Origin of the sequence: Acinetobacter sp. 1294243, from assembly GCF_000588015.1 — a bacterium.
Classification (GTDB): Bacteria; Pseudomonadota; Gammaproteobacteria; order Pseudomonadales; family Moraxellaceae; genus Acinetobacter; species Acinetobacter pittii.
In genome coordinates, this window is record NZ_JFXG01000013.1 from 1 (window position 1) to 22,234 (window position 22,234).

17 protein-coding genes, 2 tRNA genes, 3 rRNA genes and 1 pseudogene are annotated in these 22,234 nt (G+C 41.4%); 14 read left to right on the forward strand and 9 right to left on the reverse strand.

The features are described 5' to 3' along the window. Positions 1–167 precede the first annotated feature (167 nt). The 6 genes from J655_RS18670 to cysK all read left to right on the forward strand — a co-directional run bounded on the left by J655_RS18670 (position 168) and on the right by cysK (position 6,640). Positions 168–1,705, forward strand: a 16S ribosomal RNA gene (locus tag J655_RS18670). 59 nt (positions 1,706–1,764) lie between these two features. After that, positions 1,765–1,841 (forward strand) — tRNA-Ile (locus tag J655_RS18675). Positions 1,842–1,896: 55 nt separating this feature from the next. Beyond that, positions 1,897–1,972: transfer RNA gene (locus tag J655_RS18680), tRNA-Ala, on the forward strand. A gap of 352 nt (positions 1,973–2,324) precedes the next feature. Beyond that, positions 2,325–5,215: ribosomal RNA gene (locus J655_RS18685) — 23S ribosomal RNA — on the forward strand. A gap of 186 nt (positions 5,216–5,401) precedes the next feature. Beyond that, positions 5,402–5,516 (forward strand): 5S ribosomal RNA (gene rrf, locus J655_RS18690). The 16S, 23S and 5S rRNA genes sit together here with 2 tRNA genes alongside, the layout of an rRNA operon. 125 nt (positions 5,517–5,641) lie before the next feature. Beyond that, positions 5,642–6,640 carry a cysteine synthase A gene (cysK, locus tag J655_RS18695; RefSeq protein ID WP_032052762.1) on the forward strand — a complete coding sequence of 333 codons (999 nt, stop codon included), beginning with the start codon at positions 5,642–5,644 and terminating at the stop codon, positions 6,638–6,640. Positions 6,641–6,696: 56 nt separating this feature from the next. Here cysK and J655_RS0104690 read toward each other — a convergent pair whose 3' ends face one another. The 4 genes from J655_RS0104690 to J655_RS18710 form a co-directional block, all read right to left on the reverse strand. After that, positions 6,697–7,305 (reverse strand): lytic transglycosylase domain-containing protein, encoded by a 609-nt coding sequence (locus J655_RS0104690; RefSeq protein WP_014208138.1) that lies wholly within the window; start codon positions 7,303–7,305, stop codon positions 6,697–6,699. Positions 7,306–7,585: 280 nt separating this feature from the next. Next, positions 7,586–7,819, reverse strand: a complete 234-nt coding sequence (locus tag J655_RS18700; protein WP_005065652.1) for a DUF2798 domain-containing protein — start codon at positions 7,817–7,819, stop codon at positions 7,586–7,588. Between the two features lie 4 nt (positions 7,820–7,823). Beyond that, the gene (locus tag J655_RS18705; RefSeq protein WP_005803991.1) at positions 7,824–8,390 is read right to left on the reverse strand and encodes a flavodoxin family protein; all 567 of its coding nucleotides are present in this window, start codon (positions 8,388–8,390) and stop codon (positions 7,824–7,826) included. A 16-nt stretch (positions 8,391–8,406) separates the two neighbouring features. After that, positions 8,407–8,892 (reverse strand): DUF2938 domain-containing protein, encoded by a 486-nt coding sequence (locus J655_RS18710; RefSeq protein WP_005803994.1) that lies wholly within the window; start codon positions 8,890–8,892, stop codon positions 8,407–8,409. 81 nt (positions 8,893–8,973) lie between these two features. Here J655_RS18710 and J655_RS18715 point away from each other — a divergent pair, with 81 nt between their 5' ends. The 4 genes from J655_RS18715 to J655_RS18730 all read left to right on the forward strand — a co-directional run bounded on the left by J655_RS18715 (position 8,974) and on the right by J655_RS18730 (position 14,194). Continuing rightward, positions 8,974–9,378, forward strand: coding sequence for a helix-turn-helix domain-containing protein (locus J655_RS18715; protein WP_000350995.1), 405 nt, complete (start codon positions 8,974–8,976; stop codon positions 9,376–9,378). Between the two features lie 150 nt (positions 9,379–9,528). Beyond that, on the forward strand, positions 9,529–10,788 hold the full coding sequence (locus J655_RS18720) for an esterase-like activity of phytase family protein (RefSeq protein ID WP_005803998.1): 1,260 nt from the start codon (positions 9,529–9,531) through the stop codon (positions 10,786–10,788). Between the two features lie 212 nt (positions 10,789–11,000). Continuing rightward, on the forward strand, positions 11,001–13,379 hold the full coding sequence (locus J655_RS18725) for a YgiQ family radical SAM protein (RefSeq protein WP_005804000.1): 2,379 nt from the start codon (positions 11,001–11,003) through the stop codon (positions 13,377–13,379). Between the two features lie 314 nt (positions 13,380–13,693). Then, positions 13,694–14,194: a DUF2726 domain-containing protein gene (locus J655_RS18730; RefSeq protein ID WP_002121669.1), complete on the forward strand. Its 501-nt coding sequence runs from the start codon at positions 13,694–13,696 to the stop codon at positions 14,192–14,194. A gap of 147 nt (positions 14,195–14,341) precedes the next feature. On the opposite strand, the gene J655_RS18735 is transcribed toward J655_RS18730, so the two are convergent. Continuing rightward, complete coding sequence (locus J655_RS18735; protein ID WP_005804002.1) at positions 14,342–14,695, reverse strand: RidA family protein; 354 nt, start codon at positions 14,693–14,695, stop codon at positions 14,342–14,344. 193 nt (positions 14,696–14,888) lie between these two features. Between J655_RS18735 and J655_RS25585 the strand changes: the two are divergent. Beyond that, positions 14,889–14,951, forward strand: a pseudogene (locus J655_RS25585) (hypothetical protein); the annotation flags it as partial. Between the two features lie 58 nt (positions 14,952–15,009). Here J655_RS25585 and dinB read toward each other — a convergent pair. From dinB to J655_RS18755, 4 genes are all read right to left on the reverse strand, one after another. After that, positions 15,010–16,065, reverse strand: a complete 1,056-nt coding sequence (dinB, locus tag J655_RS18740; RefSeq protein WP_032052764.1) for a DNA polymerase IV — start codon at positions 16,063–16,065, stop codon at positions 15,010–15,012. Position 16,066: 1 nt separating this feature from the next. Continuing rightward, the gene (locus tag J655_RS18745; protein ID WP_005804007.1) at positions 16,067–16,825 is read right to left on the reverse strand and encodes a GH25 family lysozyme; all 759 of its coding nucleotides are present in this window, start codon (positions 16,823–16,825) and stop codon (positions 16,067–16,069) included. 76 nt (positions 16,826–16,901) lie between these two features. Next, on the reverse strand, positions 16,902–18,293 hold the full coding sequence (gene mdtD, locus J655_RS18750) for a multidrug transporter subunit MdtD (protein WP_005804008.1): 1,392 nt from the start codon (positions 18,291–18,293) through the stop codon (positions 16,902–16,904). 171 nt (positions 18,294–18,464) lie between these two features. Continuing rightward, positions 18,465–19,088 (reverse strand): TIGR00730 family Rossman fold protein, encoded by a 624-nt coding sequence (locus tag J655_RS18755; protein WP_005804010.1) that lies wholly within the window; start codon positions 19,086–19,088, stop codon positions 18,465–18,467. A 326-nt stretch (positions 19,089–19,414) separates the two neighbouring features. On the opposite strand from J655_RS18755, the gene J655_RS18760 reads away from it, so the two are divergent. From J655_RS18760 to J655_RS18770, 3 genes are all read left to right on the forward strand, one after another. Next, on the forward strand, positions 19,415–21,004 hold the full coding sequence (locus J655_RS18760; RefSeq protein WP_005804011.1) for a TerC family protein: 1,590 nt from the start codon (positions 19,415–19,417) through the stop codon (positions 21,002–21,004). Between the two features lie 71 nt (positions 21,005–21,075). Beyond that, positions 21,076–21,543 carry a YchJ family protein gene (locus tag J655_RS18765; RefSeq protein WP_005804012.1) on the forward strand — a complete coding sequence of 156 codons (468 nt, stop codon included), beginning with the start codon at positions 21,076–21,078 and terminating at the stop codon, positions 21,541–21,543. A 45-nt stretch (positions 21,544–21,588) separates the two neighbouring features. Then, positions 21,589–22,233, forward strand: coding sequence for a trimeric intracellular cation channel family protein (locus tag J655_RS18770; RefSeq protein WP_002121256.1), 645 nt, complete (start codon positions 21,589–21,591; stop codon positions 22,231–22,233). The last annotated feature ends 1 nt before the right edge of the window (position 22,234 follow it).

Consider the following 22,234-nt stretch of genomic DNA (forward strand, 5'->3'; position numbering starts at 1 on the left):
AGAGAATTGAAGAACAACTTGTGTGGATTTTTACTGGTTGATTAATCGAAATAATTTTCATTGATTGATTGGTTTAAATTACTCGAAGTTTATTTGAGCGAAATTTAAGTCAGTAATTGATGAGCCAGAATTGGTACCTTGTCTTTAAATAAGGTACAAAATGATTTTAACTGAAGAGTTTGATCATGGCTCAGATTGAACGCTGGCGGCAGGCTTAACACATGCAAGTCGAGCGGAGAGAGGTAGCTTGCTACTGATCTTAGCGGCGGACGGGTGAGTAATGCTTAGGAATCTGCCTATTAGTGGGGGACAACATTTCGAAAGGAATGCTAATACCGCATACGTCCTACGGGAGAAAGCAGGGGATCTTCGGACCTTGCGCTAATAGATGAGCCTAAGTCGGATTAGCTAGTTGGTGGGGTAAAGGCCTACCAAGGCGACGATCTGTAGCGGGTCTGAGAGGATGATCCGCCACACTGGGACTGAGACACGGCCCAGACTCCTACGGGAGGCAGCAGTGGGGAATATTGGACAATGGGCGCAAGCCTGATCCAGCCATGCCGCGTGTGTGAAGAAGGCCTTATGGTTGTAAAGCACTTTAAGCGAGGAGGAGGCTACTTTAGTTAATACCTAGAGATAGTGGACGTTACTCGCAGAATAAGCACCGGCTAACTCTGTGCCAGCAGCCGCGGTAATACAGAGGGTGCAAGCGTTAATCGGATTTACTGGGCGTAAAGCGCGCGTAGGCGGCTAATTAAGTCAAATGTGAAATCCCCGAGCTTAACTTGGGAATTGCATTCGATACTGGTTAGCTAGAGTGTGGGAGAGGATGGTAGAATTCCAGGTGTAGCGGTGAAATGCGTAGAGATCTGGAGGAATACCGATGGCGAAGGCAGCCATCTGGCCTAACACTGACGCTGAGGTGCGAAAGCATGGGGAGCAAACAGGATTAGATACCCTGGTAGTCCATGCCGTAAACGATGTCTACTAGCCGTTGGGGCCTTTGAGGCTTTAGTGGCGCAGCTAACGCGATAAGTAGACCGCCTGGGGAGTACGGTCGCAAGACTAAAACTCAAATGAATTGACGGGGGCCCGCACAAGCGGTGGAGCATGTGGTTTAATTCGATGCAACGCGAAGAACCTTACCTGGCCTTGACATAGTAAGAACTTTCCAGAGATGGATTGGTGCCTTCGGGAACTTACATACAGGTGCTGCATGGCTGTCGTCAGCTCGTGTCGTGAGATGTTGGGTTAAGTCCCGCAACGAGCGCAACCCTTTTCCTTATTTGCCAGCGAGTAATGTCGGGAACTTTAAGGATACTGCCAGTGACAAACTGGAGGAAGGCGGGGACGACGTCAAGTCATCATGGCCCTTACGGCCAGGGCTACACACGTGCTACAATGGTCGGTACAAAGGGTTGCTACCTAGCGATAGGATGCTAATCTCAAAAAGCCGATCGTAGTCCGGATTGGAGTCTGCAACTCGACTCCATGAAGTCGGAATCGCTAGTAATCGCGGATCAGAATGCCGCGGTGAATACGTTCCCGGGCCTTGTACACACCGCCCGTCACACCATGGGAGTTTGTTGCACCAGAAGTAGCTAGCCTAACTGCAAAGAGGGCGGTTACCACGGTGTGGCCGATGACTGGGGTGAAGTCGTAACAAGGTAGCCGTAGGGGAACCTGCGGCTGGATCACCTCCTTAACGAAAGATTGACGATTGGTAAGAATCCACAACAAGTTGTTCTTCATAGATGTATCTGAGGGTCTGTAGCTCAGTTGGTTAGAGCACACGCTTGATAAGCGTGGGGTCACAAGTTCAAGTCTTGTCAGACCCACCATGACTTTGACTGGTTGAAGTTATAGATAAAAGATACATGACTGATGATGTAAGCTGGGGACTTAGCTTAGTTGGTAGAGCGCCTGCTTTGCACGCAGGAGGTCAGGAGTTCGACTCTCCTAGTCTCCACCAGAACTTAAGAGAAGTTCGGATTACAGAAATTAGTAAATAGAGATTTCGGTCTTGGTTTATTAACTTCTGTGATTTAAGTATCACGGTATTAAGCATGACCTGACGAAGGCGTGTTTATTCATTAACAGATTGGCAAAATTGAGTCTGAAATAAATTGTTCACTCAAGAGTTTAGATTAAGCAATTAATCTAGATGAATTGAGAACTAGCAAATTAACTGAATCAAGCGTTTTGGTATATGAATTTAGATTGAAGCTGTACAGTGTTTAAGTACACAAACAACAGATAGTAGCGATGAAGAATCGCACGGACAACACTCACTTGTAGGTGTTGACGACTGTTTGGGGTTGTATAGTCAAGTAATTAAGTGCATGTGGTGGATGCCTTGGCAGTCAGAGGCGATGAAAGACGTGATAGCCTGCGAAAAGCTCCGGGGAGGCGGCAAATATCCTTTGATCCGGAGATTTCTGAATGGGGGAACCCACCTACTTTAAGGTAGGTATTGCAACATGAATACATAGTGTTGCAAGGCGAACGAGGGGAAGTGAAACATCTCAGTACCCTTAGGAAAAGAAATCAATTGAGATTCCCTCAGTAGCGGCGAGCGAACGGGGATCAGCCCATTAAGTTATGTGTGTTTTAGTGGAACGCTCTGGGAAGTGCGAACGTAGAGGGTGATATTCCCGTACACGAAAGGGCACACATAATGATGACGAGTAGGGCGAGGCACGTGAAACCTTGTCTGAATATGGGGGGACCATCCTCCAAGGCTAAATACTCCTGACTGACCGATAGTGAACCAGTACCGTGAGGGAAAGGCGAAAAGAACCCCTGTGAGGGGAGTGAAATAGATCCTGAAACCGCATGCATACAAGCAGTGGGAGCACCTTCGTGGTGTGACTGCGTACCTTTTGTATAATGGGTCAGCGACTTATATTCAGTAGCGAGGTTAACCGTATAGGGGAGCCGTAGAGAAATCGAGTCTTAATAGGGCGTTTAGTTGCTGGGTATAGACCCGAAACCAGGCGATCTATCCATGAGCAGGTTGAAGGTTGGGTAACACTAACTGGAGGACCGAACCCACTGTCGTTGAAAAGCCAGGGGATGACTTGTGGATAGGGGTGAAAGGCTAATCAAGCCTGGTGATAGCTGGTTCTCCCCGAAAGCTATTTAGGTAGCGCCTCGGACGAATACCATAGGGGGTAGAGCACTGTTTCGGCTAGGGGGTCATCCCGACTTACCAAACCGATGCAAACTCCGAATACCTATGAGTACTATCCGGGAGACAGACTGCGGGTGCTAACGTCCGTAGTCAAGAGGAAAACAATCCAGACCGCCAGCTAAGGCCCCAAAATCATAGTTAAGTGGGAAACGATGTGGGAAGGCATAGACAGCTAGGAGGTTGGCTTAGAAGCAGCCACCCTTTAAAGAAAGCGTAATAGCTCACTAGTCGAGTCGGCCTGCGCGGAAGATGTAACGGGGCTAAAACTATGTGCCGAAGCTGCGGATTTGACATTAGTCAAGTGGTAGGGGAGCGTTCTGTAAGCCGATGAAGGTGTATTGAGAAGTATGCTGGAGGTATCAGAAGTGCGAATGCTGACGTGAGTAACGACAAAACGGGTGAAAAACCCGTTCGCCGAAAGACCAAGGGTTCCAGTCCAACGTTAATCGGGGCTGGGTGAGTCGACCCCTAAGGCGAGGCCGAAAGGCGTAGTCGATGGGAAATTGGTTAATATTCCAATACTTCTGTGTAATGCGATGAGAGGACGGAGAAGGTTAAGTCAGCCTGGCGTTGGTTGTCCAGGTGGAAGGATGTAGGTATGTATCTTAGGCAAATCCGGGGTACTCTATACTGAGATCCGATAGCAAGCTGTACTTGTACAGTGAAGTGGCTGATACCATGCTTCCAGGAAAAGTCTCTAAGCTTCAGTTACACAGGAATCGTACCCGAAACCGACACAGGTGGTCAGGTCGAGTAGACCAAGGCGCTTGAGAGAACTCTGCTGAAGGAACTAGGCAAAATGGTACCGTAACTTCGGGAGAAGGTACGCTGTTGTTGGTGATGGAACTTGCTTCCTGAGCTGACGACAGCCGCAGAAACCAGGCCGCTGCAACTGTTTATTAAAAACATAGCACTCTGCAAACACGAAAGTGGACGTATAGGGTGTGATGCCTGCCCGGTGCTGGAAGGTTAATTGATGGGGTTAGCGTAAGCGAAGCTCTTGATCGAAGCCCCAGTAAACGGCGGCCGTAACTATAACGGTCCTAAGGTAGCGAAATTCCTTGTCGGGTAAGTTCCGACCTGCACGAATGGCATAATGATGGCGGCGCTGTCTCCAGCAGAGGCTCAGTGAAATCGAAATCGCTGTGAAGATGCAGTGTACCCGCGGCTAGACGGAAAGACCCCGTGAACCTTTACTGCAGCTTGACACTGAACTTTGACCTTACTTGTGTAGGATAGGTGGGAGGCTTTGAAGTTGGAACGCTAGTTCCAATGGAGCCGTCCTTGAAATACCACCCTGGTAATGTTGAGGTTCTAACTCTGTCCCGTTATCCGGGACGAGGACCGTGTCTGGTGGGTAGTTTGACTGGGGCGGTCTCCTCCTAAAGAGTAACGGAGGAGTACGAAGGTGCGCTCAGCGTGGTCGGAAATCACGCGTAGAGTATAAAGGCAAAAGCGCGCTTAACTGCGAGACCCACAAGTCGAGCAGGTACGAAAGTAGGTCTTAGTGATCCGGTGGTTCTGTATGGAAGGGCCATCGCTCAACGGATAAAAGGTACTCTGGGGATAACAGGCTGATACCGCCCAAGAGTTCATATCGACGGCGGTGTTTGGCACCTCGATGTCGGCTCATCTCATCCTGGGGCTGAAGCAGGTCCCAAGGGTATGGCTGTTCGCCATTTAAAGAGGTACGCGAGCTGGGTTTAGAACGTCGTGAGACAGTTCGGTCCCTATCTACCGTGGGCGCTGGAAATTTGAGAGGATCTGCTCCTAGTACGAGAGGACCAGAGTGGACGAACCTCTGGTGTACCGGTTGTGACGCCAGTCGCATCGCCGGGTAGCTATGTTCGGAAGGGATAACCGCTGAAAGCATCTAAGCGGGAAGCCTACCTCAAGATAAGATTTCCCTAGGAATTTATTCCTCTAAAGAGCCGTTCGAGACTAGGACGTTGATAGGTTGGATGTGGAAGCATAGTGATATGTGAAGCTGACCAATACTAATTGCTCGTGAGGCTTGACTATACAACACCCAAGCAGTTGTATATGAAGCATCAATCGATTCATAAACATGCAAAGCAACTTGATTTAGTTATACTACTAGCTAAAATGAACAACGAAAAATCAGACCAATCAGCCCATCTGTAAAGATTTGGAAAACGCAACGTATCACACAGTGAATAAAACGAAGCAAGTATCCATACCAGTTGTGCTGGCGACCATAGCAAGAGTGAACCACCTGATCCCTTCCCGAACTCAGAAGTGAAACCTCTTAGCGCTGATGGTAGTGTGGGGTTACCCATGTGAGAGTAAGTCATCGCCAGCTCATTATTCTAAACACCCCCGTTCTAACGAATGGGGGTGTTTCTTTTATTGCCCGGAATTTATACCTATAATTCTTTATATGATTATAATGGAAGAAATTCATATCAAGTCTAATAAGGATATAACATGTCTACCGATCAACAATTCCCAACACCCAATAATTTAGGTATCGCAGTTTATTCAAATAATGCAGAAGCTATTGGTAATACTCCTTTAGTTCGTATCAACCGTTTAATTAAAACTGGTGCAACTGTATTAGCGAAAGTGGAAAGTCGTAATCCTGCCTTTTCTGTGAAATGCCGTATTGGGGCTGCACTTATTGCAGATGCAGAAAAAAGAGGTGTGTTGAAAGAAGGCATGCATATAGTTGAACCAACTAGTGGTAATACGGGGATTGCATTGGCTTTTGTTGCGGCGGCGAAGGGTTATCCAATTACTTTGACTATGCCAGCTAGCATGAGTCTTGAACGCAGAAAAGTATTAAAAGCTTTAGGTGCTAATTTAGTTCTAACTGAACCGGCGAAAGGGATGAAAGGTGCGGTTGATGAAGCGGTACGATTAGCAACTGAGCAGCCAGATGTTTATTTTTTGCCACAACAATTTGAAACCCCAGCCAATCCACAAATTCATGTGGACACAACTGGCCCAGAAATTTGGCAAGCAACAGGTGGGCAGGTTGATATTTTAGTTGCTGGCGTAGGTACTGGAGGTACGATAACTGGTATTTCTCGTTATTTTGAACAGGTCCAAAATAAGCCATTGTACTCAGTAGCAGTTGAACCTGCTGAGTCTCCAATTATTACTCAAACTAAAAGTGGTGAAAGTATTACGCCTGCACCCCATAAAATTCAGGGGATTGGTGCAAACTTTATTCCAAAAAATCTTGATTTAGATTTGGTTGATGAAGTCTTACCAGTGAATAGTGAAGAAGCAATTCAATGGGCGAGAAACTGTGCAACTCAAGAAGGTATTTTGGTAGGTATCTCAAGTGGAGCTGCCTTGGCTGCTGCAGCTAAAATTGCAGAGCGTCCTGAAAATGCTGGTAAAACAATAGTTGTTATTCTTCCTGATAGCGGAGAACGTTATTTATCTTCTGTTTTATTTGAAGGTTTATTTGACGAATAAAATTAACTATGTAAAAAAGCCCATTAATAGATGGGCTTTTTTTATTTGATCTGAATTTATAATGCACTTTTTAAAGTTTTCTGATGACGTTTCACAGATCGAGCATATTTTTTTGCTTTGTGTCGTGTCCAGAAGCTTCGCTCATATCCAGTTGGTCCCACATTATAATAAGCTGTTGCCTTGAACCAACTATCAGCTGACTGATAATAGTGATTTAAGATATAAGCACCACATTGAATATTAGTGGTTTCATCATATAAATTCCCCGCACAAGTTTGTTGCCAATAACTTGGAATAATTTGAGTTAAACCGACGGCGCCAGTAGGAGAGCGAGCATTACTATTGTAACTAGACTCTTGCCTGATGACTGCTGCGAGTAAAAGAGGGGGGACATTATATTGGTCAGCACTTTGAATAATCATTGGAGATAGCCGATTGGCTGTACTCGCTGGAACAGAATAAGCTTTTTGTAAGCCAGACGAGAGTTTATTGGAGCGCCAAGAAAATGAGCCACTATTCGGTCCTAAGCTTGTACACCCTGTCATTATTGTCATCAATGCAATAATAAAAAATTTGAGGCTAAGGCGGTGTAATTCTGATGGTTCAAAATGATCTTGAGCTAAAGATGAGGTAAGCAAAATACAAAACCAATAATCAAATTTCAAATGAAATGATGGTATTCAGCTGTACTTATCGGATCAATATAAGTTCTGTTGCTCAGCACATCTAGAAAGTAAGAATTTTGTATAATTAAAATGAAAAAACCCCGACATCCTGTCGAGGTTTCTTCGTATTCAGCTTTATGTAGTTAACTCCTGTCAACTACCGCTTCCTGCGTTCTTATTCTTCTTCAATGAGACATCCTGTCTCTCTATGATTTATATACTATGAAAAAATACTAAAGCTGAATATCCGCAAATCACCGCAAGTTTTGTACGTTTTAACTTACAGTCGTTTTTTTTCAACTTTCTTAGATATGATGTCGACTAATTTTTGGGCTATAGGAGCACAAATCAATACACTTGGGAAAGCTAATATCCATGCAATGATCCAAGCCGATAACCATAATGAAACGAAGTGATGATTTAGCCCTACAGCCTTGAAAGTTGAAATACCTGAAACTATAAAAGACATCATTCCTGATAAAATTAAGAGGAATAAAAGTTTCTGTGCTTTCATGGCCTTATATTCCTTGATAAGCATTTAAGGTCAATGCAAAATTTTCTCCAAATTGTTGAGCAGTTTTAATATCTCCTTCATCAAAACCATCTGCATTACTGCCATGTTCAGCTTGAGCCATTAAGCCTGACCATGAACCGAGACGGTTGGCTGCTTGCGTATAAGGAATGCCTTTGTGCTGTTCAGGCATGATTGGATTACCGACCCATAACATGCCGTGTTGCATACAAAAGGTGAAAATCGAAATTAACGTCGATTGTTTATCACCAGCAGGAAGGGAGGAAACGGTAAATCCAGCCGCTAATTTTCCTTTAAAACTTTGTTTTTTCCATAATGGACCAGTTGCATCCATGAGTTGTTTTAATTTGGAAGATACACCACCTAAATAAGTGGGGGAGCCCCAAATTAAGCCGTCATATTGGATAAGAATTTCTGGGCTGTTGATAATATCTTCGGCATTGAGTAAATCTGCTCTCATATTTTTATGGCTCAAAATACCAGTTTGAATTTGCTGAGCAATAAATTGGGTGTGACCTTGGCGACTATGGTAAATAATGGCAACAGTTTTCATGGAAATTTCCCTTTATTTAAATTTGAAATAGTTTTGCAGTGAGATATAAACCACAGCCAAAAACACTATGGTTCAGCAAACTTTTCAGACAGTTCAAAAAAGGATGAGGTGTTTTTGATGAGGCAAAACCACTACCCATAGCTGGTTGCATAATAAAAAAAGGAATGAGAACGGTGATCAAACCAAACAGTAGTGCTGAGTAAAACTGAGGGTGGTCGAGCCAAGTCGAACCTACAATGAAGAGAAAGCTCAATGCGAAGATAATCCCGACACTATAGTGAGCAATCCAGCCTAATAAATATTCCCCCTTTATTGGGGTACTTTTAGCAATAGATTGATGGACGAGTTTTCCTTGAAATATCCAGCCCACCCAACGTCCAAGAAAGGCAAAGTTTAAAGTCGGGGCCTTAAATATTTTTAGTATTAACAGCCATATATCCATAACGATGGTTGCACCAATACCAAGACATAAAGCTTGAAAGAACAGAGTGGATGTATTCATTTTTACACCTTGCTTTTATACGTATGAAACGTGATAAATTTATTGTGCAAATTAAAGTTCACTTGAAGTCAAGAGGGTATTATGGATATTGGTGAAGTCGCTAAGAAGGCAAAAGTCACAACGGCTACCCTACGCTTTTATGAAGAGAAAGGATTAATTAAATCGATAGGGCGGCAAGGCTTACGTCGACAATATGGCAAACAAGTAATTGATCAACTGGCATTAATTGCTTTAGGTCGTGCTGCAGGATTTTCTTTAAATGAAATTGCCACAATGTTTGGGCAAGATGGTAAGCCTGATCTTGACCGTCAAAAACTAAAAGATAAAGCTGAACAATTAGAGCAAATGGCAAAGCGATTGCATTTTATCAGCCAGGGATTAGAACACGCTGCTGTATGTCCTGCTGAAAATCATATGGAATGTCCAACTTTCCAAAAATTTTTAAAAGCAGCAATTGCTGGAGAATATCAGCCAACAAAACTTTAAGCAGTTTTTAGCGAAGAGGTCTAATTTTTGAAGTTGTATTAAATAGTTGGTCTTGTCATATTTTCGCCATAAAGATTTCATCTTTTTGAAGTAAAAACTTCATATAAGCTTGATTAAATTTGCTTAATTTTTTATCAACTGTATAAAACCATGAGCAAAAAAACATTAGCGGTATTATTATGCTGTGCCAGTTTAGGATTGGCGGCATGTAATGATGATAACGACCAAGAACAAACTTCACCTACTGAAAACGTTACCGAACCAACCTTAATTTCTTTTGCTAAATTACCTGTAGAAACTTATGCTGCTGGTCCAGACTCTGGTGCATATGTGAAAGGTGCAAATGGAATTTATCCTCCATTTAAAGGTCAACCTGTACAAGGCTTTTCTGCTGCATTAAAAAATGAAGATGGCAGTTATATGGCAATGGCCGATAACGGTTTTGGAACTCAAGATAATTCAGCAGACTTTTTACTTCGTATTTATAAAATAAAGCCTGATTTCAAAACTAAAGCTAAAGGCACGAGCCAAGTTACTGTACAAAGCTTTATCCAACTGCGTGATCCGAATAAATTAATTCCATTTAATATCATCAATGGTAATACACCTGAGCGTTTATTAACGGGCGCTGATTTTGACCCAGAGTCGATGCAGCGTACTAGTGACGGGACCTACTGGATTGGAGATGAGTTTGGGCCTTATTTACTTCATTTTTCAGCAAATGGTGTGTTATTAGATGCACCGATTGCTCTGCCAAATCCGTTACATCCGACTCAAGAATTACGTTCACCACAAAATCAGTTTAATAAAGCACAAATTAATTTTGTAGAACCTCTAGTTCAACAAAGTGGTGGTTTTGAAGGAATGGCGATTTCGCCAGATGGGCAGTATCTTTACCCTCTTATAGAAAAGCCAATTAAATCAATTCGAGAAACGGAAAGACAGTTGCTGATTTCGCAATTTGATGTGAAGAAAAAAGTGTATACAGGAAAATATTATTGGTTCCAGTTAGACAGCAAGGCAACCAATATTGGTGACTTCCAACTCTTTAATGATAAAGAAGGAATTATTATTGAACGTGATGCGACTCAGAACAATTTAGGTGGATATAAAAAATTAATCCGTATTAAATTGAATGAGTCAGGTCAGCTAGTAAGCCGTGAAGATTTAGTCGATTTAATTAAAATTGCTAACCCGAATTTGTTGTATGGCACAGCTAGAGCAGGGGATATTGGTACGGGGGAGGTTTTTGCTTTTCCATTTGAAACCATTGAAGATGTAATTATTGAAAATGGCACAACGCTGACGGTTTTCAATGATAATAATTTCCCTGGTTCGACAGGACGTAACGCAAAACTGGCTGACGATAACGAGATTATTCAAATTCGTTTGCCAAAAGCTTTGTTCTAAGCTCTATAAATAAAAATTAAAACTGCGGCGGATTTTGGTCCGCCGTATTTATTACAAGAATAAAATATTGAGTAAAGTTTAATCAAATTAATTTCTATATCGTTGTTTTCGCATGTTTTATAAACAGGGAAAATGAATGAAATTCATGTTAAAATGATCGGCTTTCATCTTTAGATGTCTCTCCTTCATCTGCTAGCCGAGATTCAAAAGCCATGTCTACCGCTTATACCATGCAAACTGCGCCAAAAGCGCTGTTTGATTACGACAAATATTGGGCGTCGTGTTTTGAACCAGCGCCATTTTTGCCGATGTCACGAGAAGAAATGGACCAACTCGGCTGGGATGCGTGTGACTTTATTTTAGTCTGTGGTGATGCTTATATTGACCATCCATCATTTGTATCAGGTGTGATTGGACGTGTGCTTGAGGCACAAGGTTTCCGTGTCGGAATTATTGCGCAGCCAGACTGGACCAATGTTGAAAGCTTCCGAGTTTTAGGTAAGCCAACAATTGCTTGGGGTGTAACCGCAGGTAATATGGATTCGATGATTAACCGTTATACGGCAGATCGTAAAATCCGTTCGGATGATGCATATTCTCCAAATAATGAACCAAATAAACGTCCAGACCGCGCAGCAACAGTTTATTGCCAACGTTGTCGAGAAGCATTCCCTGATGTACCTGTGTTATTAGGTGGTATTGAAGGCAGTTTACGCCGTATCGCACACTACGATTATTGGTCAGATAAAGTCCGTCGTTCGATTTTGATGGACTCAAAAGCTGATTTGCTGATGTATGGTAATGGTGAGCGTGCCATTATTGATGTAATGCATCGTTTGGCTAAAGGTGAGAAAATCCACGAGATTACAGATGTTCGTGGTACGGCATTTATTATTAATAAACATAACAAAGCATCAAAAGCAAAGTTTGTTGAAGTTGCGAGTAATGATGTAGATACGGTTGGGCGTGTTGATCCAATTATTAACCCATATGTCATGACAGAAGATATTGATGGCTGTGAGGTTGAAAAAGAAAAGGGTAACTCTTTAGCTCAGTATCAAAATTTCCAAAAAGAGATTGTTGCAAATCCCATTGTGCGTGAAGGCGACAAACTTGATGACGACACTCAAATCGTTCAATTAAAGCCAGCACCGTCAAAAGCAATTAAACACAAATTACCACCACGAGAGTTGGCGGTTATTCGCTTACCTTCTTTTGAAGAAGTGGCAAATGATCAAGTGCTTTATGCGCATGCAAACCGTATTTTGCACCTTGAAACCAACCCTGGTAATGCTCGTGCACTCGTTCAACGCCATGGTGAACGAGATGTGTGGATTAACCCGCCTCCAATTCCTCTAACTACGGAGGAAATGGATTATGTGTTTGATTTACCTTATGCACGTTTGCCACATCCTACTTATGGTGATGCGCGTTTCCCTGCATTTGATATGATCAAATTCTCGGTCAACATTATGCGTGGCTGTTTTGGCGGCTGTACATTCTGTTCGATTACAGAACATGAAGGTCGTATTATCCAAAACCGTTCGGAAGATTCGATCTTACGTGAGATTGAAAAAATCCGTGATACGGCACCAAACTTCACCGGTATTATTTCAGATTTAGGTGGCCCAACAGCAAACATGTACCGTTTGCACTGTAAAGATCCTGAAATTGAGAAAAACTGTCGTAAACCTTCTTGTGTATATCCGGGTGTTTGTCAAAACTTGCATACGGATCATGCACCTTTAGTACAGCTTTACCGTAAAGCGCGCGCAATTAAAGGTGTGAAGAAAATTCTGATTGGTTCTGGTCTGCGCTATGACCTTGCGGTACTCAACCCTGAATATGTAAAAGAACTAGTACAACACCATGTTGGTGGTTATTTAAAAATTGCTCCTGAACATACCGAACAAGGTCCGTTATCTAAGATGATGAAACCGGGTATTGGTACGTATGATCGTTTCAAACAAATGTTTGACCGTTTCAGTAAAGAAGCAGGGAAAGAGCAATATTTAATTCCTTACTTTATTGCTGCGCATCCGGGTACTTCAGATTATGACATGATGCACCTTGCAATTTGGTTGAAAAAGAATGGTTTCCGTGCCGATCAAGTACAGACGTTCTATCCATCGCCAATGGCAACTGCAACAACCATGTATTATTCGGGCAAAAACCCGCTTGCTAAAGTCGCTCGCTATACTGAAAAAGTTGATATTGTAAAAGGCGAGAAACGCCGTCGTCTGCATAAAGCATTCTTGCGTTATCATGATCCAAACAACTGGCCATTACTTCGTGAGGCCCTAAAAGAGATGGGGCGCGCAGATTTAATTGGTAATTCGAAGCAGCATTTAATTCCGACTTATCAGCCAAAAGGCACAGAAGGGGAATATAAGTCTGCTCGTAAGAAAAATTCGTCTGCAGCAGGTGATTCGGTTAAACGAAATAATCAGCAAACGAATAATCATTCGAATCAAAAGCGTCCACAAAAAGGACAGGTTCTAACGCAACATACTGGTTTACCTCCTCGTGAAACAGGTGAGAAAAGACCGTTTGGTGGGAAAAGTAAACCTAAATCTAAAGTTCGTGGATAATGATAAAACAGGCTCTTAAATAGAGCCTGTTTTGTTTTTTATGACTCTATTTAAATCGTATAATGAGATTTTCGAGGATTTAAAGTACAAAAAACGTAACGAATAATGATAAATAACCAAAATCTGACGAGCTGCACTTGATTGTTATTGATTCTATGATTATAAATAATGTGAGGGTGGCTAAATTTAAGCCAAGCTTGATAACTACAAGTGAAATTACTAAGTGAACCTTTTAAAAAACGGCTGTGTCGTTATCAATTAAAACAAAGTGTGATCTAGCAAAATCATTATAAAAAACTTAAAGGATTAGGCCCATGTATTATTTAATCACGATCTTATTATTATTTCTGGTTGTTGTTATGGCAGTGAAAAGTCTGTCACGAAGGCATCAACATGATAGTGCTTTAAAGCGCCGTGCAGTGTTAACTAGCCATGAGCAAATGACCTTAACCAGACTACAAACTGTTTTGCCCAAATTTACCGTATTAGCGCATGTATCTTTTGATGCACTTCTAACTACAAAATACGCGCATACACGTCGTAAATATCAAAATATGTCAGCTGATTTTGTTGTGCTTGATCAAAATTATCAGGTAATTGTAGTCGTTGTTCTAGGGGAAAACGGTTTACGCCGAGCGCATCAACAATATGAGCGTCGCCTATTACAATTGGCTGGCTATCGTGTGCTTCATTATAGTAGTGTGCCTGATTATCATGACTTAAGAAGAGACTTATTGAGTCCTGAATCAGAATTAGCAACTTTGCATGCGACACCCCAGCTAGAAAGAATGTCAAATGCTTTTGTGAAGCCTTAAAAATTCGACATTAGCGCAACTAATCTGAGAGCTCATTTAAGAATATCTTAATAAGATGCTGAAATTCAAAATTTTAAAATTACTAAAAAATTGAGCAATATCACCTAAGATATTGCTCAATTTTACATGGATTTATAATTATAAAAATTATGGAAGTACCGCAACAACCGTCATTTCTACAAGTACATCGGGTGCATAGAGTTTTGATTCTACACATGTACGTGCTGGTGGGTTCCCTTCGCTAATCCATCCATCCCAAACCGCATTCATTGCTGCATAATCTTTTTCAATATCTTTTAAAAAAATCATGACAGAAAGAATATGGGTTTTATCAGTTCCAGCTTCTGCCAATAGACGGTCAATATTATCTAAAGTTTGTTGAGTCTGCCCTGTGACATCTGCGCTTGTATCATCGGCGAGTTGCCCAGCTAGGTGTACCAAATTACCTGAAATCGCAACTTCGCAGTAGCGTGAAGTAACGTGTAAACGCTTTACCGTCATAAAAATGCTCTAAAGTGGCTTTATTTAATAGTTTTGATTTTATGAAGAGTTGCTAGGTCGGTGCAAGCAAGTAGAAAAGAATTTCAGTAGATTATTGTGAGGAAGGGATATCTAAGCCATGTATCAGAAGAGCCCTGCAATATTCGGATTTGGTCGTCACGCCAATCACAGGACGATATGCCGAAAGTAAAGGTTGCTTTGGCATGTTGCAAATACATGGGTAATGAATATGCGTTGATTAGGTTACTCTAAAGTTTGAGTAAAAGGGAGCCTATTTTGTTCAAAAGTTGCTCTTTCGGGTAAAAATTAATCAGTCACCAGAGGTTAAGTTGGAAGTCATCGGCTTGCGTTTGTAATTGATAAACGCCTATACCAATCAGGCGAAACTGGAAATGTTCGGGTATCTGCATTTCATTTAACAATAAAAATAAAACTTGGATTAGGTCCTGTAGCGACTGGATCGGTCTTTTAAAGCTTTTACTATGTTGTAGAGTCTGAAAATTCTTGAGTTTAAGTTTGATATTCACACCACGTGCATTGAGTTGCTTTTTCTCTAGGGTTTGCCAGACTTTTTCAGCTAATCCCTGCCAATAGGGCTGACATTGAGCCAAAGTAAAATCACTGTCAAAAGTGGTCTCTTTCGAAATTTGTTGGCGAGCTCTTTCAGCTTGAACAGGTCTATGGTCAATGCCCTGAGCATATAGATAGAGTTGTTGTCCATATTTACCAAAGTGGTGAACCAAAACAGCTTCTTCAATTTTTTGTAAGTCACCTAAAGTATGTAGCTGAAGCTGTTGTAATTTTTCCTGAGTGACTTTACCCACGCCTGGAATCTTTTTAAGCGGAAGGTCTTGAATAAAAGTAGCAACTTGCGAAGGTTTGATTACACATAAGCCATTAGGTTTGTTCCAATCCGAAGCAATTTTTGCAAAAAATTTATTTGGTGCTACCCCAGCCGATGCAGTAAGCCCAGTTAATCGAAAAATATCTTCCCGAATTTGCATGGCAACTTCAGTTGCACTCGCAATTTGTTTTAGATTTTCAGTGACATCCAAATAGGCTTCATCTAAAGATAAAGGTTCAATAAGTAGCGTATATTGCTGAAAGATTGAGTGAATTTGAGCGGAAACCGTACGGTATTTTTCAAAATTTGGTTCAATAATGACAACTTGAGGACATAGTTTTCTTGCCTGACTCATCGACATAGCAGAACGCAAACCAAATTCACGGGCAGGGTAGGAGGCAGCAGCAATCACAGCTCGCGGATGATGCGAAGAAATAACGACGGGAAGATGCTTTAGATCAGGACGCTCTCGCAATTCGACCGATGCATAAAAGGCATCCATATCGATATGAATGATTTTGCGCATATTATTGTGCTTTCACGATGCCTTGCTGCTGTAAAAAATGATGCCATTCTTTGACTGAACCCTCATAAACATTTAAGTCTACTGGTTTTGTCATGCCTTCAATTTTACCTTGATTACTATGCTGCCAAAAGAGCCATTTTCTTTTGTCTTTCAGCTCAGGTTTTCCTTCGTAATCTCTGACCCAAAGTGGTGTATTAGGGAAACTTCCTATTAATACAATGTGGTAAAAAGTTTTGGAAATATAAAAGATGGGCTGTTTGCCATAATGCTGTTTTAAGCGATCATGCATGATGCCTATTTCTTTAAGTAATTGTTCTTTGGTGTGCGCATTAATACAGTTACCGTCATATTCTAGATCGATAACAGGAGGAAGGGCATCGGCTTTGTTGGGTACAGTCGCAATAAAGTTATCCGCTTGTGTTTTTCCATCACGGCATAGACGATAAAAATGATAAGCACCTACATGAAACCCATGTTCACGTGCCTTGAGCCAGTTTTCCTGAAATTTTGAATCTTTGTAATCGCCGCCTTCGGTCGCTTTTAAATAGACGAATTGGAATTTTTCCGGTGATATTTTTTTCCAGTTAATATCACCTTGATGATGAGAAACATCGAACCCTTGCACCGGATAGTCCTGCGCAACTGCTTTTTGTTGATAGAACAGACCAAAATAAGCTAAGACTCCCATAACACAAGCTAAGCCAATTCCGATTAGGGTATTGTGCCGTGATGTGAAAAAAGTTTTAGCCAGTTTGCTCATTCAAAACTCGTTAAAATTTGAAGTCGACATCATAGCGTGATTCGCGAGCGAGAAACCATGCTAAAAATGCAACTGCTTATACAGGCGTATCCTTTGGAATTTGCCAGAAAATAAATGCAGTAATGACATTGATACAACCGAGGCAAATTAAAGTGACATGGAATGCAGTGGTTACATAAGCTGGGCCATAATAATTGGTAAATACGTTAATGAGTGTCCCTGCCAGTGCCACGCCAATACTCATTGATAGCATCATGATCATTGATAGAAAACTATTACCGCTACTTGCATCTTGTTGAGGCAAATCTTTCAAGGTCAATGTGTTCATGCCAACAAATTGCAGTGAATTTAATGTGCCAAATAAGAAAAAGTGTAAGGCTCTAAACCAAGTTGGAGTATCGACGGTCATGATTGCAAAAGAGGCAATACATAATCCAACAAGTGTTGTGTTGATGAGTAAAAAACGTCGATAGCCAATTTTCTGAATAATAGGTCTGACAATTGGCTTTGAAAATAATGAACCCAAGACCAAGGGAATCATCATTAAACCTGCAATAAAGGGTTCAAAACCAAAAGCAACTTGTAGCATGAGTGGTAAAACAAAAGGCAAAGCATTACCACCAAAGCGAGCAAAGAAATTACCTAAAATACCAATCGCATAAATTTTGTTTCTAAAGAGTCGGCTGCGGAATAATGCATTTTGATGAGTATGTGAATGATAGGCATACCAAAGTGTTGCGATTATTCCGACGACTAATAATGAAATGCTAAACCATTTTGAATATTCAGGTGAGGCTAGGTGTTCTATCCCTAAAGACCATCCAATCATGGCCACGACTAATAAGATAAAGCCACCCAAATCGAATGTTTTGACTGAGGGTTCTTTTACATTTGGCATGACTTTTAGTGTCATTAATATGCCAAGTATGCCCATAGGAATATTAATCAGGAAAATCCAATGCCAAGTTGCAACTTCAACTAACCAGCCACCTAAAGTTGGGCCCGCCAACGGTCCGAGTAAACCTGCAAGGCTCATTAGACTCATTGCAGCTAAAAATTGAGTTCGAGGAATAATTTTTAAAAGTGATAGTCGACCTACAGGAAGTAGTAAGGCGCCGCCCACACCTTGGATAACGCGGAAAAATAAGAGTTCATTGAGACTTTGTGAAAGTCCACATCCTAAAGAAGCCAGAGTAAAAATGACGATTGCCGACAAGAAAATACTTCTGACACCAAAGCGGTCTGCTAACCAGCCACTTAAAGGAATACAAGCGGCAACCGATAATACATAGGCCACCACTACGCTGTGCATGCGTAAAGGATCTTCATTGAGATGATGAGCCATTGCAGGAATAGCGGTATTTACAATCGTTGTGTCCAAGGCCTGCATAAAAAAGCCAATAGAAACCAAAAGAACGAGTAAGCGATATTCGGGTTGCAAGGCTTGGTGAGTCGGCGTGGCATTCATAACATTTAAAAATTAACGTTTTGATCTAGTGTAAAACAAATTGAATTTAAAAGAAGTAAGTCAATGTTGAATACCTCTTTACAAAATCTAAGTGCTTATGAAGGCAACGGTGAAAATAGTTAAAACAAAAAAAGCGGCAGAACCGCTTTTTTAAATAGAGTAGGGGGACAACTAGACAACAAATCTTTTTGGCATTTTTAAGTTTTTAATGACGTTATAAATTTGATCGACCTCTTCGCATACAATTAATTTAGCTCGGTGCTGAAGGGGAAGGAAACCTTCTTGAACTGCATGGTCTAATTGGGCGATCAATGCATTATAAAAGCCATTTACGTTATATAAAATCATCGGCTTTTGATGTTGGTTGAGTTGGCCCCAAGTGGCTATTTCCAATATTTCTTCAAATGTTCCTAGACCACCCGGTAACGCAATAAATGCACTTGCGCGCTCTGCCATCATGGCTTTGCGTTCGTGCATGGTTTCTACGACATGTAATTCAGTTAGTCCTGCATGTGCGACTTCATAATCAAGCATAAATTCAGGGATCACCCCGACAGCCTCTCCACCATTTGCGAGAACGCTATCTGCGACTTGTCCCATTAAACCGATACTTGCACCGCCATAGACTAAACCGAAGCCTTGTTCAGCAATTCCGTGAGCAAGTTCAATTGCTTTTTCTCGGTAGATTGGGTTATTTCCTGCACGTGAACCACAATATAATGCAATAAGAGGTTGTTTTGTTTTTACAGCTGTTATTGGTGAATCATTTACTGCCATTGTTAATACGCTATTCATTGCTTTATTTTCACCTTATCACGTTCATATTTCTTGTCTACACTAAGCAAAAGATATGACAACTTTATAAGCAGATTTATAAGAAAGATTCATGTTTTGTATGGGTTTGGTGAATGCTGGTTATGTACAAATAAAAATGATGAATTTATGTTAAATCTTGCCTATACTAAAAAATCGTTTAACAACATATGAACAAATATGGGTAGTGGTTGTAGTCGCTCCGTTTTAATTTCTTGTCTTAAAAAAACATTTTCCCCCCTTTGTATAGGCGCGCCTGTTGTGTTGCCAAATAAAGATAAAATTCAAACAACACAGGAGCAGGATCAATGATCTTTGAATGGATGTCTGATCCCTCTGCTTGGGTGGGTTTAGCAACTTTAATCGTTCTTGAAATTGTATTGGGGATCGATAACCTCGTTTTTATCGCAATCTTGGCTGAGAAATTGCCGCCCGAGCAACGAGCTAAAGCACGTATAGTCGGTTTGGTGCTCGCCTTGGGAATGCGTCTTATACTCTTAGCCTCGATTGCTTGGGTTGTGACACTAACTGAACCACTTTTCCATATTTTTGACCATCCTTTCTCTGGTCGTGATCTGATTTTGTTATTCGGTGGTGTGTTCTTATTATTTAAAGGCACCATGGAATTGCATGAACGGATGGAAGGAAAACAACTTCATAAAGAAGATAATCCTGTTCATGCTGCATTCTGGATGGTTATTGTCCAGATTGTTGTGCTTGATGCTGTATTCTCGTTAGACAGTGTGATTACAGCTGTAGGTATGGTGAAAGAGCTGTCAGTGATGATGGTTGCGGTTGTTATTGCTGTCGGAATCATGTTGTGGGCATCAAAACCACTCATGGACTTCGTCAATAAACATCCAACAGTTGTCATTCTGTGTCTTGGCTTCTTGATGATGATCGGTTTCTCTTTGGTGGTGGAAGGCTTTGGTTTCCATATTCCGAAGGGCTATTTATATGCTGCAATTGGCTTCTCGGTTTTGGTAGAAGTTATCAATCAGAGCATGCGTCGCAATCAGGAAAAGCTAGTTACCACTACAGATTTACGTTATCGCACTGCCTCTGCGGTTTTACGTATGTTAGGCAGTAAAAATAGTAGTTCTTCAGATACTCAATCTTCTGATAAAGAAGATGTATTAGCGACGCAAGCTTTTGCTGATGAAGTTTTTGACGAAGAAAATGGTGCTTATCACAGTGTGCTTGTACAAGGTGTGCTTGGTTTATCAGAGCGTCCTGTAAAATCTGTTATGACTCCACGCCCTGAACTTGAGTGGATTGACTTAGACGATGAACCTGAAGTTTTAAAAGAACGTTTAATGTCGATGACACATTCTCGTTTGATCGTTGCACGCGGTGAACTTGATAATATTGAGGGTATTGCACTTACGCATAAAGTTTTAAACAACTTTATTGAAACAGGTGTAATTGATTTCCAAAAGCATCTACGTGAACCTGTGATTGTGCATGAAAATGCTCAAGTGCTTATGGTGATGGAGCAATTGCGTCAAGCACCTTTACAAATGGCGATCGTATTAAATGAATATGGTTCCATCGAAGGTATCGCAACACCAATTGATATCTTAGAAGCGATTGCTGGTGAATTCCCTGATGAAGATGAGTTAGACGCTGCTGCTGAAAGCTTGGCAGACGGTTCATTAATGCTTGAAGGTTCAACTGATATTCGCCATGTATCACTTTTATTAGGTCGTGATCTCGTTGACGAAAGTGAACAGTATTCAACTTTATCGGGCTACCTGTTATTCCATTTAGGCCGTTTACCGGAAAATGGTGAAGCTGTTGAGGCAGACGGTTATCGCTTTGAAGTGATTACGATGGAAGGTCATAAAATTGAGAAAGTTCATATTGTTTCTATCGAGCAAGATGAATCAAAAGATTAAATGACGTTTTAAGTCTAGAAACATCATAAAATAGCTCAACTCTGAGCTATTTTTTATTTGAGAAACACCAAATGATCCAACAAACTTGTCCATGTGGAAAAGGCAGCTATACACAATGTTGTGAGCCTTTACATTTAGGCACAGCCAAAGCACTAACGGCAGAGCAGCTTATGCGTTCACGTTATAGCGCTTTTGCATTACAGCAAATCGATTATATTGTGCAAACGACTGCTTTAGGTCAGCAAACAGCACTAGATAAAGATGCCATCGCAGAGTGGAGCAAACAAAATCAATGGTTGGGTTTAGAGGTGGTTAATGCCAACGAAAAATTAGATAAAACCCACGCACAGGTTGAGTTTAAGGCTCACTATCATGATGGACAAAAAGCCCAAATTCATCATGAGGTTTCACATTTTGTTTATCACCAGCAAAAATGGTTTTTCCTCGACCCAACGGTCGATATGCACGTCACAATGAAACAACCTTGTATATGTGGTTCAGGAAAAAAATTTAAGCAATGCTGTGCACAATTTCTGTAAGTTTATCTTAAAATACGCCCACTGTTTGGCCTGAGGGAAAGGGCAATGTTACTCACCGTTATTTATATTATTGCGATTACTGCGGAAGCCATGACAGGTGCATTGTCTGCTGGTCGACGGAGTATGGACTGGTTCGGTGTCGTACTGATTGCCTGTGTGACTGCTTTAGGTGGTGGTTCGGTGCGAGATGTATTGCTTGGCCACTATCCTTTAACTTGGGTAAAACATCCGGAATACTTAGTTCTGACCTGTTGTGCTGCATTTGTCACGATTATTATTGCCAAATGGATGCGTCATTTACATAACATCTTTTTGGTGCTCGATGCATTAGGCTTGATTGGTTTTACGATCATTGGTTGTCAGATTGCCCTACAAATGGGACATGGTTTTGTCGTGTCGGCAGTAGCAGGGGTGTTGACTGGAGTATCTGGCGGTATTTTACGTGATATTTTATGTAACGATGTCCCGTTCGTTTTCCGCCGAGAACTCTATGCGAGTATCTCTTTTGTGGCAGTCATCTGTTACTGGGTTTGTCAGGATTTAGGATTAAGCCTAGAGTTAACAGTCATTTCAACTTTAATTTTTGGCTTTACCTTGCGTCTGATTGCGATCTATTTTGGCTTAGAAATGCCTAAATTTATTTATAAAGATGATGATGCAGAATCGGCTTCTTCAACTGACGAACATTAAT

Coding starts and splice junctions, on each gene's coding strand:
- cysK (WP_032052762.1), top strand. CDS start 5,642: ATGTCTACCGATCAACAATTCCCAACACCCAATAATTTAGGTATCGCA.
- J655_RS18700 (WP_005065652.1), bottom strand. CDS start 7,819: ATGAAAGCACAGAAACTTTTATTCCTCTTAATTTTATCAGGAATGATG.
- J655_RS18705 (WP_005803991.1), bottom strand. CDS start 8,390: ATGAAAACTGTTGCCATTATTTACCATAGTCGCCAAGGTCACACCCAA.
- J655_RS18710 (WP_005803994.1), bottom strand. CDS start 8,892: ATGAATACATCCACTCTGTTCTTTCAAGCTTTATGTCTTGGTATTGGT.
- J655_RS18715 (WP_000350995.1), top strand. CDS start 8,974: ATGGATATTGGTGAAGTCGCTAAGAAGGCAAAAGTCACAACGGCTACC.
- J655_RS18720 (WP_005803998.1), top strand. CDS start 9,529: ATGAGCAAAAAAACATTAGCGGTATTATTATGCTGTGCCAGTTTAGGA.
- J655_RS18725 (WP_005804000.1), top strand. CDS start 11,001: ATGTCTACCGCTTATACCATGCAAACTGCGCCAAAAGCGCTGTTTGAT.
- J655_RS18730 (WP_002121669.1), top strand. CDS start 13,694: ATGTATTATTTAATCACGATCTTATTATTATTTCTGGTTGTTGTTATG.
- J655_RS18735 (WP_005804002.1), bottom strand. CDS start 14,695: ATGACGGTAAAGCGTTTACACGTTACTTCACGCTACTGCGAAGTTGCG.
- dinB (WP_032052764.1), bottom strand. CDS start 16,065: ATGCGCAAAATCATTCATATCGATATGGATGCCTTTTATGCATCGGTC.
- J655_RS18745 (WP_005804007.1), bottom strand. CDS start 16,825: ATGAGCAAACTGGCTAAAACTTTTTTCACATCACGGCACAATACCCTA.
- mdtD (WP_005804008.1), bottom strand. CDS start 18,293: ATGAATGCCACGCCGACTCACCAAGCCTTGCAACCCGAATATCGCTTA.
- J655_RS18755 (WP_005804010.1), bottom strand. CDS start 19,088: ATGAATAGCGTATTAACAATGGCAGTAAATGATTCACCAATAACAGCT.
- J655_RS18760 (WP_005804011.1), top strand. CDS start 19,415: ATGATCTTTGAATGGATGTCTGATCCCTCTGCTTGGGTGGGTTTAGCA.
- J655_RS18765 (WP_005804012.1), top strand. CDS start 21,076: ATGATCCAACAAACTTGTCCATGTGGAAAAGGCAGCTATACACAATGT.
- J655_RS18770 (WP_002121256.1), top strand. CDS start 21,589: ATGTTACTCACCGTTATTTATATTATTGCGATTACTGCGGAAGCCATG.